The following is a 14209-nucleotide window of genomic DNA, read 5'->3' as shown; positions in this document are numbered from 1 at the left end:
CTCAGCCGGTGCGGGTCTGACCTCGAAGAACGTGCTGTCGCGACGAGCTGGGGTGCTGGGGACGAGGCTGTGGCGGCCCGGTCATGACCGGCCCGTACCGGGAGCGCTCATCCGGCGGTGGACCGCGGCCATCAACCGCTCGGGAACCACCCGTGAGATCGCGACCTGCACCAGGTTGCTGCGCGAGCCGGCGACCACGGAGTCGCGGCCGGCGACCATCGCCGCGTAGCCCTGACGCGCGACGGTCACGGCGCTGTCCTTGGGCCCGGCTCCGATCCGGGTGTCGAGCATCCGCGCTCGGTGGAAGAACTCGGTATCGGTCGGCCCGGGTAGCAACGAGGTGACAGTCACACCGGTTCCGCGCAGCTCCTCGCGCAACGCCTGCGCGAAGGACTGCACGAACGCCTTCGAGGCGTTGTAGACGGAGAGGTAGGGCCCTGGTGCGGTCGCTGCGATCGACGAGGTGAACAGCACCCGGCCGTGGCCTCGTTCGACCATTCCGGGAACGAGCAACTTCGCCAGGTGCACCGTGGAACGCACGTTGAGGTCGACCACTCGCAGTTGGTCGTCGAGGGTGGTGTCGCCTGCGAAAGATCCGCCGGAGCCCACGCCTGCGTTGAGCACCAGCGCATCGATCGGTCGACCGGTCGATCTGGCACGCCCGGCGAGTTCCTCGACGCCGCCGCGCTCGGTGAGATCGACCTGCACGGTCTCCACGCTCGCGCCGATCCGCTCCATCTCGCGCGCGGTGTCGTGCACCTGGGAGTTCTCGGCGGTCAGCAGGAGGTCGTGGCCGTCCTGCGCGAGGCACCGCGCCAACTCCCGGCCGATACCGGTCGATGCGCCGGTCACGAGGGCCAGCGGGGTGCGGGTGTCCACGACTGTCCTCCCAGGTGTTCAGCGGCACGGGCCATACTCGGGTAGCCGAGCACGTTGCGGCTCAAACACCTCGGGACCGAGCGGCTGAGCGGAGTCCTGGGTCCGTCGAGCGGGTCGACGTCACCTCGTGGCATCCCGGGGAAGTGCGGGTGCGTGCGGGGCGGGCGGACTTCTGCTGGGTTTAGGGCTCATCTCGTCGACTGCGGAATTCCCGCCAGGTCCAGGATGAGATCGCGAACTGAGGATGCGCTCATGCGATCCCGTCTCGAGGACGGGTCGTCGCACAGCAGCACCGGGCCCTCCAGCGGGTCGTCGGTCAGTCGGCCATGTGTGCCCTCGACCCAGCGTCCGCTGGTCGGCACGACGTTCATGGCGTAGCGGAGGCCGAGCTTCTTGCGGGCGAGGCCGAGCGCGGCGCGGAGCTTCACGGTGCGGTCGGCGGGGTCGAGGAACAGTTCGGCCGGGTCGTAACCGGGTTTGCGGTGGATGTCCACGCCGCGTGCGAAGTCCGGGGCTCGTGCGTCGTCCAGCCAGTAGTAGTAGGTGAACCAGGCGCGTGGTTCGGCGACGAGGACCAGCTCGCCGGCGCGGGGGTGGTCGATGCCGAAGTCGTGTTGCGCTGCTCGGTCCAGCACCAGGTCGACCCCGGGAAGGTGCTGGCAGAGCTCGCGCACCGGTGCCAGATCGGCGTGGTCCCGAACGTAGACGTGCGCGACCTGGTGATCGGCGACCGCGAAGGCGCGCGACGTCCACGGGTCCAGGTATTCCATGCCGTGCTGGGTGTAGACCCTCAGCAGGCCCGCTTCGCGCAGCGCGCGGTTGATGTCGACGGGTTGCGAAGCGGGGGTGATGCCGTACTCGCTCACCACGACGACCGTCGCGCCCTGCTCCTGCGCGTCGTCGAGCAGCGGTGTCACGGCGCGGTCGACGTCGCGCACGGCCGCGAGTGCCTGCGGGCTGTCGGGTCCGTGTCGTTGCAGGTCGTAGTCGAGGTGCGGGATGTAGGCCAGGGTGAGATCGGCTTCGGGCAGCAGTCGGCGGGTGGCCGCGACGATCCACTCGGTGGAGCGCAGCGACGCGGTCGGGCCCCAGTAGTGGAACAGGGGGAACGGGCCGAGCGCCTGGGTGAGTCGCTCGTGCAGTTCCGGTGGCCAGGTGTAGCAGTCCGGGGACTTGCGCCCGTCGGCGTGGTAGACGGGCCTCGGGGTGATCGTCCAGTCGGTGCTGGCTCCCATCGCGTACCACCAGCACACGTTGGCGGCGCGGTAGCCGGGGCGGGCGCGTCGGGCCGTCTCCCACACCTTCTCGCCGGTGATGAGCCGGTTGTGCTGGCGCCACAGGTAGACCTCACCGAGATCGCGGAAGTACCAACCGTTGCCGACGGCGCCGTGCTCGCGCGGCGGCAACCCGGTGAGCATCGTGGACTGCACCGAGCACGTGACCGCGGGCAGCACGGTCTCCAGCGGCGCCTGCCAGCCCTGTTCGGCGAGCCGTTGCAGCCGAGGGGCGTGTTGGAGCAGGCGCGGCGTCAGCCCCACCACGTCGAGGAGCAGGACCTTGTTCACGAGGGCTCCAATCCGGCGCGTCGCATCGCCTGGGCGACCCAGCGCAGTTCACCAGCCAAGCCGGCTGTCAGTTCGGCGTCGTCGCGCGGCCGCTGGTGCTTCGGCAGCACCGACCAGGTGTAGGTCTCCACCTCGACGTGGTCGGTGAGTGCGGTCGGGCCGCCGAGCAGGGCGTTCAGGGTGCTGTCGAGGTCGTCTCGGGTGGACACCAGTGGTGGCTGCGGGTGCCGGTGGATCGGTACGTGGAAGTGCACCCGCCAAGCCCCGTCGCCGCGCAGGGCTCGATCGCCGTTCAGCGCCTCCGGGAGATCGTCGAGCGCGGTGATCCCGGCGGGCCCGCATTGCCGGATCTGGTGCATGAAGCGGTCTTCGGCGTAGCCGGAGAGCGCGTGCCGGGTGGCCTCGTCGACGGGCGCGGACGCGTGCAACGCCGTGGACGCCTGGGTTTTCACGATCGGGATCCCAGCTTCGGTGAGGCGCCGCACCGAGTCGGCGGGGTCTTCGAAGCCCACCGCGAGGTGGCAGGCGTCCAGGCACAGCCCGACGTGGTCGGCATTCACCTCGTTGAGCAGGTCGATCACCTCGTCGGTGGTTTCGACGGTGCAACCCGGCTCCGGTTCCAGCCCGACGCGGATGTGCCTGCCGGTTGCGTCTGCCAGCGCGGCGAGCCGTTCGCTGAGCTGGCGCATCAAGTCGACGGCGCGTCGTCGCCGCTCGGACGACCACGGTTCCCGCCACGCGAGTGGCAGCGTGGAGATGCTTCCGCGTGCGACGTCCTCGGGAAGCAGTCGCGCCAGCACCCGCGCGCAGTTCAGCGTGTAGTCGAGGCGACGTTCGTCCGTCCAATCTGGGTGGTAGACAGCACGTTTGACGGAGTCGGCGTGGAAGTGCTGGTACGGGAACGCGTTGAGCGTGACGACTTCGAGACCGTTGATCGCCAGGGCGTCCCGCAGCTGGTCGAGGTCGGGGTGGTCGGCCAGGTGCGCGGCCAGCGGCGCGGGCAGCCACAGGCCGACGCCGAGCCGGTCGACACCGAGTTCTGCGCGGATGCCGCCCCCGAAGACCCGCAGCTGGCGCAGCAGTCCTCCCAGTTCCTCGGCGGGGTGCACGTTCGTGCAGTAGGCGAGGTGGATCGTCGTGCCATCGCGGTGGGTGAAGCGCATGTCAGGGTCCCCCGTTGGTCCGTTCACCGCGGGCGTTGCCCGCGCAGCACCGAGTTGCCCTCGAAGGTCGCCGTGCCGTCCGCCTCGACGGGGTCGAGCAGCAACCGCCCGCTCTGGGCGTAGAACTCGACCGGGTTGCGCCACAGGACGCGGTCGACCTCGTCCTCGCCGTATCCGGCGTCGAGCATGGCTCTGCCTGTTTTGGCGGTCTTGAGCGGATCGCTGCGCCCCCAGTCCGCCGCGGAGTTGACGATCATCCGGTCCAGGCCGTGCTCGGCGAACATCCGAACCATGCGGTGTTCGTCCATCTTGGTGTCGGGGTAGATGGAGAACCCCATCCAGCAGCCGGTCCCGGCCACGAGGTCGACGGTGACCTCGTTGAGGTGGTCGATGAGCACGCGCTCGGGTGGTAGGCCAGCGGCGGCGACCAGTTCGAGGCTCCGCCGAGTACCCTCCGCCTTGTCCCGATGCGGGGTGTGCACCAGCACTGGCAGCTCGTGCTCTGCCGCCAGTCCGAGCTGCCGGGCGAACACCTCCTCCTCGTCAGAGGTCATCGAGTCGAACCCGACCTCGCCGACGGCGACCACGCCGTCCTTGGCGAGGTAGCGCGGGAGGGCGTCGAGCACTTCGCGGCAGCGCGGGTCGTTCGCTTCCTTGGGGTTGAGCGCGATCGTGCAGTGGTGGCGGATTCCGAACTGCGCCGCTCGGAACCGCTCCCAGCCCACCAGCGCGTCGAAGTAGTCGTAGAAGGACGCGGCGCCGGTGCGCGGCTGGCCACCCCAGAAAGCCGGTTCCGTGACGGCGCGAACGCCGGCGGCGTACATGGCTTCGTAGTCGTCGGTGGTGCGCGAGCTCATGTGGATGTGCGGATCGAAGATGCGCATCATTCCTCCTCGTCCTGCCCTGCCGGTGGGTCGCGGTGATCGGTCCGCGCTGTCGCGTTGCCTGCGCACAGCTGCAGCAGGCGCTCGGCGTCCTGCGGCACGGGTCGTCCGGCAGCGAGCCGTTCTGCGATGTAGGCGCTCGCCATGCGCGACAGCTCGGCGTCGCCTCGTTCGGCGACGCCGACGACCGCGTCGAGCGGCACACCGGTGAACAAGGCCTTGAGCACACCGTGGCGCCAGGTGTGGTCGTCGAGGTGCCGCATCGCGTACGTTCCCAGGGCTGCTGCGATCAAACGGGAGTCGTTGCAGCGCAACGCGTCGCGGACCAGCGGGAGCAGCACGTCGCCGAGTTCGAGGTGATCGAGCGCGCGCAGCACCGCGCGTTTCTCCTCGGCATCGCCGTGCCGGTACAGCGCGGTGATCTCGACCGTCAGCTCGGAGGGTCGCCATCGGCGCTCCGCGGCCCGCAGCAGGGCGATCCGGACCTCGTCCTCGACCCGGGGTGTGATCAGCCCGTCGGGATCGGCGGGGTCGACGGGGCCGCGGGCGATCGCTCTGGCCGCGGCGGGGAAGAGCACCGCGATCCGGGCCGGGTTCGTCGTCACCTCGGTGATCAGCTCGTCCAGTCGCGCCTGCGCGGCCGGGGCGAGCCAGTCGGTCGGGTTCTGCGCGGGTTTCATCCGGGAGCCCCCATCGCGGTCGCGCGGGCATGCTCGGCCGCGGCCGCCGCGGCGCGCAGCGCTTCGGACGAGCGCGCGGCGACCGCGGGCGCGGCGTGGGAGTGGCGGGGGAGCTCGACGCTGACCAAGCCCCGGTACTCGACGTCGAGGAGCGCGCCGAGGGTGGCCGCGAGGTCGACGTCACCGTCCCCGAACTCCAGGTGCTCGTGCACGCCGGGGCGCATGTCATCGGCCTGGACGTTGCCGAGGAGGTGGCCCACGTGGTGCACGCAGTCCTGCGGTGGCGCCGGTTCGTTGCACACGCAGTGCCCGATGTCGAGGGTCACGGCGAGGTGGGATGGATCGCCGAGCCTGCGGCGCAGTTCGTGGACACCGGCGAGCGTGTCCACGAACATCCCCGGTTCGGGTTCGAACGCGCATCGCACGCCTCGTCGTTCCGCCTCGCGCAGCACCTCGGCGACCCCGCTGCTGAGCCTGTCCCACCCCTGCTGCGCGGACACCCCCTCGGGCAGCGTGCCGGACCAGAACGACACCGCTTCCGCGCCCAGCTCTTCGGCGATCCGGACCGCGTGCCGGAGGTACTCGATGCGCCTCTCCCGGTCGGTGTCGGAGACCAGCGTCGGTTCGTGCTTGTGCCAGGGGTTCATGACGTAGCGGGCGCCGGTTTCGATCACGACGGCCAGTCCTCGTGACTCGAGCTGACGGCGGACGGCGTCGGTGCGCGTGGCGAGATCGGGTGCGAACGGGTCCAGGTGCGGTTGGTCGAGGGTGAGCGCGACCCCGTGGTAGCCGAGATCCGCCAGAACCGCCACGACGTCTTCGAAGCGGTGTCCTGCGAATCCGTTGGTGCCGTAGCCGAACCGCAGGCTCATGTCGTCGACACCACCTTCGACGCCAAGCGAGCCAGCGGACCGGCGCTGAGCAGTGCGCCGGCGACGCCGAGCGCACCGGTGCCCGCGACGAGTGCCGCTTGCAGTCCGATGACGCCGCGCACCCCGACGCCCGTCGCGGTGCGGACGGTGTCCGCGTCCGGGTGACGCGCTGCCCTGGCCTGGGCCCCACCGACCGCCACGGCGTATCCGGCAGCGCACGCGATGCCGGCGGCGTTCGCGCGGCGGGAGGAGCCGGGCAGCAGTGCGGCCGATGTCGCGGCAGCGGAGGTGGTCGCGAGCGCCGCCCAGCCCGCTCCTGGCGAGCCGCCGTGAACCTCTCCGCGGCTCAGCCAGGTGACCCCGAGGGTGTGCCCGGCGACTGCGCATGCGGGAAGGACGGCTCGCCGGTGCCCTCCGGAGCCGAGCAGGACGTCGAACCCGCGGGCCAGTGCCATGACCACCGGCCCGGCGCGGGTCGGTTTGGCCGCGAGGTCGTAGGCCCAGGCCGCGGCGGCCACCGGCACGGCGGCCCGCAGCGCGGTGCGGCCGCCTGCGACCCCGGCGATCCCCAAACCGGCCGCGGTCAGCCCGGTGGCCAGGGCAAGGGCGGTGCGGGGTCGGACCCGCCCGGACGGGATCGGTCGTTCGGGACGTTCCCTCGCGTCCAGTTCCCGGTCGGCGTAATCGTTGAGCGCCATGCCTGCGAGGTAGAAGCAGCAGGAGGTCACCGGCATGGCCCAGCTGCGCTTGCCGTGAGGCCAGCCCGCGGCCGCGGCCCCGACGAGGCTGTCGCCGGGAGCGGTGAGCACGGCGGGCAAGCGGACGAGCTCGGCGAGGTCCCGGGCCCTCATCGCTGCTCCCCGGAGCCGATCTGGCCGCACCAGTCGAGCAGCGCGCGCCATTGGCCGGCCAGGTCGTGCGGGGCGTCCCCGGCGGGATCCTTGAAGAAGAAGCCGAGCGCCTCGACGCTGCCGACGACGCCTGCTTGGTGAGCCCGCGCCATCAGTCTGGCCAAGTCGAGCACCAACGGGGCTGCGAGTGCCGAGTCGCACCCCTGCCAGGTGAACTGCATCGACATCTTGGTGCCGAGGAATCCTTCGAAGGACACGAGATCCCAGGCCGTCTTCCACTCGCCGAGGTCGGGGAGGTAGTCGATGTGCATCGGCCCGTCGATCGGATGTCCGAGGATGGATCCCAACCCCTTGTTCTTGGAGCGGGTCTTGCTCTCCGCTGTGACCGGGTCGGCGAGGGATCGACCGTCCCCACCTCCGAGCAGGTTGTACGACGCCCAGGAACGGACGCGCAGCGCGCGGGTGGCGAACATCGGCGCCAGCGCCGATTTGATCAGCGTCTCGCCTGTCTTGCCGTCCGTGCCGGCCCACGGCAGCTTCGTGCGCTGCGCGAGCTGGTCGATCGCGGGCAACCGCGGCCCGGGGCTCGGGGTGAACGCGACGAACGGACAGCCGGCGCGCAGGGCCGCGTAGGCGTAGACCCCGCTGGCAGGCAGCGGCGACCCGCCCGCGGCCAGCGCTCGATCCAGTGCGTCCAGATCGCGGTGCTCCGGCGTGAGCTCCAGCGGCGGTTCGGTCGTGGACACGTCGATCACGATCACCCGGTCGAGCCCGTGCGCGGCGCGGAAACCGGCCACATCGCGGCTGACCTGCTCGATCGCGTCGCGTTGGAAGCCTGCGTTGGAGGTGATGCCCGGGCGGACCCGGGCGTCGACCTCCACCAGCCCGCTGTGCACCGCCCGGGCCAGCTCGTGACCGAACACCCCGTCGTCGGCGAGGGCCTCGGCGCGCTTGGGCAGCGCGTCGCCGACGACGTCGTGCCCGCCGATGAGCAGTTCGTCCACGCCCGGCGGTGTCGCCACCGCCACCTCGGGGAGGTCGGCGACACAACCTGTGCGCGGGGCCACCCCCGCTGTCATGGCGAGCGCGCCCACGGTGGCGGTCGTGGCCACCGAGCCGCGAGCGCCGATGAACCACAGTCCGGTCCTAGGTGCCATCTCTCCCGTGCCTCCCTCGGTGTTGCGGGGTGGTTCGGGCCCCGGATGCGGTCGCAGCGGCGACCGCATCCGGGGCAGGTGCTGATCAGCTCGTCGGCTGCAGAACGACCTCGTGCTCACCGGTCAGCGACGGCAGCCCGTCGACGCCCGGGTCGGTGTAGGTCGCCTGGAACACCCCGCGCAGGTTGTCGGTCTCGGGGTCGTGGCCTTCCGGCACCGTGGTCTGGATCGACCCGGAACAGCCGGAGGCGGTCGTCTGCGGGTGGCCGTGGTCGTCGTGCCCGAGGATGTAGGTCACCTCGACCTTCGAGCAGTCGACGGGCTGGTCATCGGTCACGGCGACCTCGTAGTCGATGACGTCGCCGAAGGAGAACTGCTGCCCGTCGACCGGCGTGACGAACTGGACGGTCGGCGCGACGTTGCCGACCACGACGTCGACCTCGGCGAGGCCCGTCTTGCCGGTGTTGGGCCCGCCCGTGTCGGTCACCCGCAACATCGCGGTGTAGACGCCGTTGTCGGTGTAGGTGTGGGTCGGGTTCGGTTCCCGCGAGTCGACCGTGCCGTTGGAGTCGAAGTCCCACTCGTAGAGCAAGCGGTCCCCGTCGGCGTCGCCGGTGCCCTCACTGGAGAACGACACCGCCAGCGGCGCTTGCCCGTTGGTCGCGCTGGCCGAGGCCTTGGCTTCCGGGGTGTGGTTGCCGCCGGGACCGATGTAGTCGATCCGCGACAGCGCCGCCTCGGGGTTCTCGCCGAAGTAGCCCTTGCCGTAGTCGAGCACGTACAGCGCCCCGTCGGGACCGAACTCCATGTCGATAGGGCCGGACAGCGGGATCGAGGGAAGCACGTCCTCGATGCCGGTGAGCGCTCCCGAGTCGTCCAGGCGGAAGCCCTTCATGTAGTCGCGGGTCCACTCGTAGAACAGCGGCATGCCGTCGTAGTGCTGCGGCCACGCGACCGTGGCGCGGCCTCGACCACCGTCGTAGTGGTAGACGGGTCCGGCCATCGGGCCGAGGCCACCTGCTCCGAGCTCCGGGAACTGCTCGGATTGGCCGTAGCCGTACCACACCTGCGGCTGCTCGACCGGTGGTAGTTGCGTGAGACCGGTGTTGTTCGGCGACTCGTTCACCGGGGCCGAGCAGTCGAACGGGGCGCCTGAGGTGCCGGTGGCGAAGTCGTAGTCGATGTAGGGGAGTTCGGCTGTCGCGCAGTAGGGCCAGCCGTAGTTGCCGGCCTCGCGGGTGGCGAACCACTTGCCGGTGCCGGCAGGGCCGCGGTTCGGGTCGGCGTTCTCGGCGTCGGGCGAGTAGTCGGCCACGTAGAGCTCGTTGGTCGTGCGGTCGACCTCGATGCGGAACGGGTTCCGCAAGCCCATCAGGTAGATCTCCGGGCGCGTGCTGGGTGTGCCCGGTGCGAACAGGTTCCCGTCCGGGACGGTGTAGGACCCGTTGTCACCGACCTTGATCCGCAGCACCTTGCCGCGCAGGTCGTTGGTGTTGGCCGACGAGCGCTGCGCGTCGTAAGCGGGGTTGTGCCCCTCCCGCTCGTCGATCGGTGCGTAGCCGCCGGATGCGAACGGGTTGGTGTCGTCGCCGGTGGACAGGTAGAGGTTGCCGTTGCCGTCGAAGACGATGTCGCCCCCGACGTGGCAGCACAGACCTCGGTCCACACCGACGTCGAGGACCTTCTGCTCGGTGGACAGGTCGAGCTGGTCGCCGTTGAGCTGGAAGCGGGACAGCTGCACGGTGCCCTCGAAGGCCTGGAACTGCTCGGGCGTGCCGAACTCAGGCGCGTCACCCTCGTTGATGTCCGGTGTGGAGGGGTCGTCGGTCGGCGTGTCCAGCGGCGGCGAGTAGTAGAGGTAGACCCACCGGTTCGTGGTGCCGTTGAACCCGGGGTCGACCGCGACGCTCTGCAGCCCTTCCTCGTCGTGCTGGTAGACCTCCAGCGTGGCCGCGACGGTGTTGCGGCCGGTGTCCGGGTGGTGCATCCGGACTTCGCCCTGTCGGGTGGTGTGCAGGACCCTGCCGTCGGGGAGGACGGCGAGGTCGATCGGTTCGCCGGGGTGGTCGTTGAGGACCACCTTCTGGAACTCGCTGTCCGGCGGCGGGCCTTCGGCGGCCACCGCGGGCGCGCATGTCAATGCGGTGGTCACGGCGGCCACCGCCGCCAGTAACGGGACACGTCGCATGGCAACCTCTCATCGGTTGGCTGATCGTGCGGGTGCGAACGCAGCCGTGCTGATGCCGCCGCCGAACCGCTTCCGCCGGCGGGATCGTCGTGCTGCAGGAGGGGAGTGCGCGGTGTCGGTGCCGCTCAGGTGCTCAGCTGGCGCAGGTAGCGGTAGCCGACGTCGGCGGTCTGCTGCGGAGTGACGTCGGGAGTGTCGTTCTCCACGATGTACTCCAGCACCGCGTGCGCGCGGAAGATCCGGGCGAAGTCGATGTGCCCGGTGCCCAGGTCGGCCATGTCGCCGTCTTCGGGGTGCCGGTCCTTGACGTGGTACTGCAGCACCGCCTGCGGTGCGGACCGGATGACGTCGATGGCGAAGCCCTCGGGGTCGTTGGCGCCTCGGCCGCTTTCGATGCCACCGCGCACGGCCCAGTAGAGGTCGAGTTCGAGGTGCACCAGCGCCGGGTCCAGCTCGGAGGTCAGCACCTGCCACGGCGTCACGCCGCCCAGGTCGGTGGTGAACTCGTGCGCGTGGTTGTGGTAGCCGTAGCGCAGCCCGGCCGACCTGGCGGCCTCGGCTTCGTGGTTCATCTGCTCGGCCCACCGCTTCCAGTCGTCCCGGTGGGGTGAGTCCAGGTACGGCACGACCAGGAACGACTGTCCGAGGGTGCGGGCGTTGTCGATCTTGGTCTGCAGCGACTCCTCGCTGTCGGCGATCCCGTCGTGGCTGGAGGTCGCCGAGACGCCGATGCTGTCGTAGAAGGCCCGCAACTCGGCGGCGGTGCGGCCGAAGTAGCCGAGCGCCTGCTCGACCTTGGGGTAGCCGATCCTGGCGAGGTGGCGCAGGGACTCGTCGAAACCAGGATCTCCGTCGAGCGCCGCGCGCATGGTCCACAGCTGGATGCTGATCTGCCCAGGGGGCACCAGTGGCGCGCCGACCGGCTTGGGAGTCGCGTGAGCGGCCGGGGCGGCTGCGCCCGCTGCGAGCACGCCGGCGCCGAGTGCGCCGGCGGTGCGCAGCGCGCTGCGCCGGGTGAGTCGTGTGGCGCCCAGGGACTGGGCTAACGCTGCTTCACCGTTGAAACCGAAACACATCGTCCTGCACTCCTTCGTCCTACTGCTGTGGAGAACTGAAGGCCGCGTCGAATGCCGCGTCCGGTGGGTCGAAGAGCTGATCGCGCACGAAGCTCAGCGCTTCCGGGGCGCCCCGCAGGCGATCCATGCCCGCGTCCTCCCACTCGATGGAGATGGGGCCCTCGTAGCCGATCGAGTTGAGCACCCGGAAGCACGCCTCCCAGGGCACGTCACCGCGCCCGGTGGACACGAAGTCCCAGCCGCGTCTGGGGTCGGCCCACGGCAGGTGCGATCCCAGCCTGCCGTTGCGGCCGTTGCCGAGGTTGCGCTTGGTGTCCTTGCAGTCGACGTGGTAGATCCGGTCGGCGAAGTCGACGAGGAAACCCACAGGATCGATGTCCTGCCAGATCATGTGGCTGGGATCCCAGTTCAGGCCGAAGCCCTCCCGGTGACCGATGGCTTCGAGCGTGCGCGCGGTCGACCAGTAGTCGTAGGCGATCTCCGAGGGGTGCACCTCGAGGGCGAACCGCACGCCTTCGGCGTCGAAGACGTCCATGATCGGATTCCACCGGTCGGCGAAGTCCTGGTAGCCGGCCTCGACCAGTTCAGCGGGCACCGGCGGGAACATCGCGACGTACTTCCAGATCGCCGAGCCGGTGAATCCGACGACCGTGCGCACGCCGAGCTTGGCGGCGACCCGCGCGGTGTGCTTCATCTCCTCTGCGGCGCGCTGCCGCACGCCTTCCGGATCGCCGTCGCCCCACACCCGGTCGGACAGGATAGCGCGGTGGCGGGCGTCGATCGGATCATCGCAGACCGCCTGCCCTTTGAGGTGGTTGGAGATCGCCCACACGCCGAGTCCGTACCGGTCGAGGACGTCCACGCGCGACTGGAGGTAGGCCTCGTCCTCCACCGCGCGCCAGACGTCGAGGTGATCGCCCCAGCAGGCGATCTCGAGGCCGTCGTAGCCCCACTCCGAGGCGAGTCGGGCCACCTCCTCGAACGGCAGGTCGGCCCATTGCCCGGTGAAGAGCGTGACCGAACGTCCCATCTGCTCACTCCTCGTCTGCGGGAATTCTCAACACGGAGCGCGGTCGAGGGCGACGCGGATGCCGCCGAGGACGTGGCGCATGAAGTCGGGCTCGGAGTACGACTCGTCGGTGTGGCCACCGCCGGTGTAGAAGGCGCGACCGGCGTCCACCGCGTGGCACCAGGCGATGGGGTGGTCTCCGCCCATGGCGGTGTCGCCGGGATCGTAGGAGCGCTCGTCCAACGCGGCCAGGACGTGCACGTCGGGGCGCGGGTTGGCGCGGAAGTTGTACCACTCGTCGGTGCGTTCCCAGCGGTTCGGCAGGTGCGCGGTGGAGTCGTTGCGGTGGTCCTCGACGCGGACCGTGGCGGGCTGGATGTGCGGGTGCCCGGCGAAGTACGCGCCGACGAGTTCGCCGTAGAACGGCCAGTCGTACTCGGTGTCCGCCGCGGCGTGCACGCCGACGTACCCGCCGCCGGTGCGGATGTAGCGTTCGAAGGCGTCCTGTTGCGGCTGGTCGAGCACGTCGCCGGTGGTGGACAGCCACACGACCGCGTCGTAGCGGGCCAGCTCCTGGTCGGTGAACCGCGCGGAGTCCTCGGTGCGCTCGACGTGGAAACCGTTCTGCCGTCCCAATTCCTGGATCGAGGCGATCCCGGGCTCGATGGAGGCGTGCCGATATCCCGCGGTCTCGGAGAAGACCAGCACGGTGGGCTGGTCGGCGGGTTCCGGCGCCACCGCCCAGGCGGGGGCGGCCATCGTGCCGGCCAGGAGGGTTCCCAGGAGGGCGAGTCTGGTGGTTCGCATGTCGAACTCCTCTCGATTCAGGAGGCGAACCCGACGTCGAGGTACTGGTCGACGTTGTCCCGGGTCACCACGGCCGAATAGGTCGTCACCGAACGCGGGACCTCGTGCTCGGCGAGGTCGGACACACCGCGCGCTTGCGCGAGCAGCCGCGCCAGCGAGATCGCCGAGGAGCACATCGACGGGCTGTAGAGCACGGTCGCGCGCACCACGCCGTTCCCAGCCCTGATCCGGTCCATCATCTGCCGCGAGCCCGCGCCACCGACCATGAAGAACTCGTCGCGCCCGGCGGCCTCGACGGCTGAGACCACCCCGATGCCCTGGTCGTCGTCGTGGTTCCACACGGCGTCCAGGTGCGAAGCGGCCTGCAGCAGGTTGGTGGCCTGCCGTTCACCGGTCTCGGCGGTGAACTCGGCGGCCACCCTGCGCGTGACCCGCAGCCCGTGCCTGGCCAGCCCGTCGCGGAATCCCGCGCTGCGCTCCTGGGTCAGCGGGAGCGAATCGGTGCCCGCGATCTCGGCGATCACCGGGTTGGTCACGTTGGCCCGCCCGAGCTCGGCGGCGATGTAGTCGGCCGCGTTGACGCCCATGCCGTAGTTGTCGCCTCCGATCCACACCCGGTAGGCCTCTGGCGAGTCGAAGACTCGGTCCACGTTGACCACCGGGATCCCCGCCCGCGTGGCGCGCAGGGCCACGTCGGTCATCGCCTTGCCGTCGGCGGGGAGCACCACGAGCACGTCCACCTTGGCGTTGATCAGCGTCTCGACCTGGGCGATCTGCTGGCTGACGTCGGAGCCGCCCTCGGTGGGGCGGAACGTGACGTCCGGCAGCTCCTCGGCCTGGGCGCGTGCGTAGGTGGTCATCGCCGCCATCCAGCCGTGGTCGGCGGCCGGCGCTGAGAACCCGATCGTCACGTGCTTCCCGGGAGCGGCGTTGTCGCCGCCCGCGGCCACGGCGGCCTGGTTCTCCTGCTGCGGCGGGGTGTTGGCCAGGCATCCGGTCAACACCGCGGACGCACCGATGGCCGTTGAGCCGAACAGGAGTCTTCGGCGGGACGTTTCGGGCACGGACATGGTTCCTC

Annotated in this window: 13 protein-coding genes; all 13 read right to left on the bottom strand. The window is 70.3% G+C overall.

The genetic code is table 11. The features are described 5' to 3' along the window. Positions 1–81: 81 nt before the first annotated feature. The 13 genes from E1161_RS10620 to E1161_RS10560 all read right to left on the bottom strand — a co-directional run bounded on the left by E1161_RS10620 (position 82) and on the right by E1161_RS10560 (position 14201). The gene (locus E1161_RS10620; RefSeq protein WP_132622147.1) at positions 82–879 is read right to left on the bottom strand and encodes an SDR family NAD(P)-dependent oxidoreductase; all 798 of its coding nucleotides are present in this window, start codon (positions 877–879) and stop codon (positions 82–84) included. 188 nt (positions 880–1067) lie between these two features. Continuing rightward, on the bottom strand, positions 1068–2444 hold the full coding sequence (locus tag E1161_RS10615; protein ID WP_132622145.1) for an alkaline phosphatase family protein: 1377 nt from the start codon (positions 2442–2444) through the stop codon (positions 1068–1070). Then, on the bottom strand, positions 2441–3607 hold the full coding sequence (eboE, locus tag E1161_RS10610; protein WP_132622143.1) for a metabolite traffic protein EboE: 1167 nt from the start codon (positions 3605–3607) through the stop codon (positions 2441–2443). Before eboE ends, E1161_RS10615 begins: the two co-directional genes overlap by 4 nt. Before the next feature lie 23 nt (positions 3608–3630). After that, complete coding sequence (locus tag E1161_RS10605; protein WP_132622141.1) at positions 3631–4491, bottom strand: TatD family hydrolase; 861 nt, start codon at positions 4489–4491, stop codon at positions 3631–3633. After that, positions 4491–5171 carry an EboA domain-containing protein gene (locus tag E1161_RS10600; RefSeq protein ID WP_132622140.1) on the bottom strand — a complete coding sequence of 227 codons (681 nt, stop codon included), beginning with the start codon at positions 5169–5171 and terminating at the stop codon, positions 4491–4493. The genes E1161_RS10605 and E1161_RS10600 overlap by 1 nt, the downstream gene beginning before the upstream one ends. Continuing rightward, positions 5168–6043, bottom strand: a complete 876-nt coding sequence (locus E1161_RS10595) for a sugar phosphate isomerase/epimerase family protein (protein WP_132622138.1) — start codon at positions 6041–6043, stop codon at positions 5168–5170. The genes E1161_RS10600 and E1161_RS10595 overlap by 4 nt, the downstream gene beginning before the upstream one ends. Next, entirely contained in the window at positions 6040–6894 is an 855-nt protein-coding gene (locus E1161_RS10590; protein WP_132622136.1) for an SCO3242 family prenyltransferase, read from the bottom strand. Before E1161_RS10590 ends, E1161_RS10595 begins: the two co-directional genes overlap by 4 nt. Continuing rightward, entirely contained in the window at positions 6891–8051 is a 1161-nt protein-coding gene (locus tag E1161_RS10585; RefSeq protein WP_132622134.1) for an inositol-3-phosphate synthase, read from the bottom strand. The genes E1161_RS10590 and E1161_RS10585 overlap by 4 nt, the downstream gene beginning before the upstream one ends. Positions 8052–8136: 85 nt before the next feature. Beyond that, positions 8137–10203 carry a PQQ-dependent sugar dehydrogenase gene (locus E1161_RS10580; protein WP_235874927.1) on the bottom strand — a complete coding sequence of 689 codons (2067 nt, stop codon included), beginning with the start codon at positions 10201–10203 and terminating at the stop codon, positions 8137–8139. Between the two features lie 161 nt (positions 10204–10364). After that, positions 10365–11315 (bottom strand): sugar phosphate isomerase/epimerase family protein, encoded by a 951-nt coding sequence (locus E1161_RS10575; protein ID WP_132622130.1) that lies wholly within the window; start codon positions 11313–11315, stop codon positions 10365–10367. Between the two features lie 19 nt (positions 11316–11334). Then, positions 11335–12345: a sugar phosphate isomerase/epimerase family protein gene (locus E1161_RS10570; protein WP_132622128.1), complete on the bottom strand. Its 1011-nt coding sequence runs from the start codon at positions 12343–12345 to the stop codon at positions 11335–11337. A gap of 27 nt (positions 12346–12372) precedes the next feature. After that, positions 12373–13131: a ThuA domain-containing protein gene (locus E1161_RS10565; protein WP_132622126.1), complete on the bottom strand. Its 759-nt coding sequence runs from the start codon at positions 13129–13131 to the stop codon at positions 12373–12375. A gap of 17 nt (positions 13132–13148) precedes the next feature. Then, positions 13149–14201 (bottom strand): substrate-binding domain-containing protein, encoded by a 1053-nt coding sequence (locus tag E1161_RS10560; RefSeq protein ID WP_132622124.1) that lies wholly within the window; start codon positions 14199–14201, stop codon positions 13149–13151. Between the last annotated feature and the right edge of the window lie 8 nt (positions 14202–14209).

Origin of the sequence: Saccharopolyspora aridisoli (assembly GCF_004348445.1) — a bacterium.
GTDB lineage: Bacteria > Actinomycetota > Actinomycetes > Mycobacteriales > Pseudonocardiaceae > Saccharopolyspora > Saccharopolyspora aridisoli.
The sequence above is the reverse complement of the archived record's forward strand: the minus strand, read 5'-3'. Positions and strand labels throughout refer to the sequence as shown.

What these genes read in the sequence shown, in the direction of transcription:
- eboE (WP_132622143.1), bottom strand. Translation starts at nt 3,607, where the DNA reads ATGCGCTTCACCCACCGCGATGGCACGACGATCCACCTCGCCTACTGC.
- E1161_RS10605 (WP_132622141.1), bottom strand. Translation starts at nt 4,491, where the DNA reads ATGCGCATCTTCGATCCGCACATCCACATGAGCTCGCGCACCACCGAC.
- E1161_RS10600 (WP_132622140.1), bottom strand. Translation starts at nt 5,171, where the DNA reads ATGAAACCCGCGCAGAACCCGACCGACTGGCTCGCCCCGGCCGCGCAG.
- E1161_RS10595 (WP_132622138.1), bottom strand. Translation starts at nt 6,043, where the DNA reads ATGAGCCTGCGGTTCGGCTACGGCACCAACGGATTCGCAGGACACCGC.
- E1161_RS10590 (WP_132622136.1), bottom strand. Translation starts at nt 6,894, where the DNA reads ATGAGGGCCCGGGACCTCGCCGAGCTCGTCCGCTTGCCCGCCGTGCTC.
- E1161_RS10585 (WP_132622134.1), bottom strand. Translation starts at nt 8,051, where the DNA reads ATGGCACCTAGGACCGGACTGTGGTTCATCGGCGCTCGCGGCTCGGTG.
- E1161_RS10575 (WP_132622130.1), bottom strand. Translation starts at nt 11,315, where the DNA reads ATGTGTTTCGGTTTCAACGGTGAAGCAGCGTTAGCCCAGTCCCTGGGC.
- E1161_RS10570 (WP_132622128.1), bottom strand. Translation starts at nt 12,345, where the DNA reads ATGGGACGTTCGGTCACGCTCTTCACCGGGCAATGGGCCGACCTGCCG.
- E1161_RS10565 (WP_132622126.1), bottom strand. Translation starts at nt 13,131, where the DNA reads ATGCGAACCACCAGACTCGCCCTCCTGGGAACCCTCCTGGCCGGCACG.
- E1161_RS10560 (WP_132622124.1), bottom strand. Translation starts at nt 14,201, where the DNA reads ATGTCCGTGCCCGAAACGTCCCGCCGAAGACTCCTGTTCGGCTCAACG.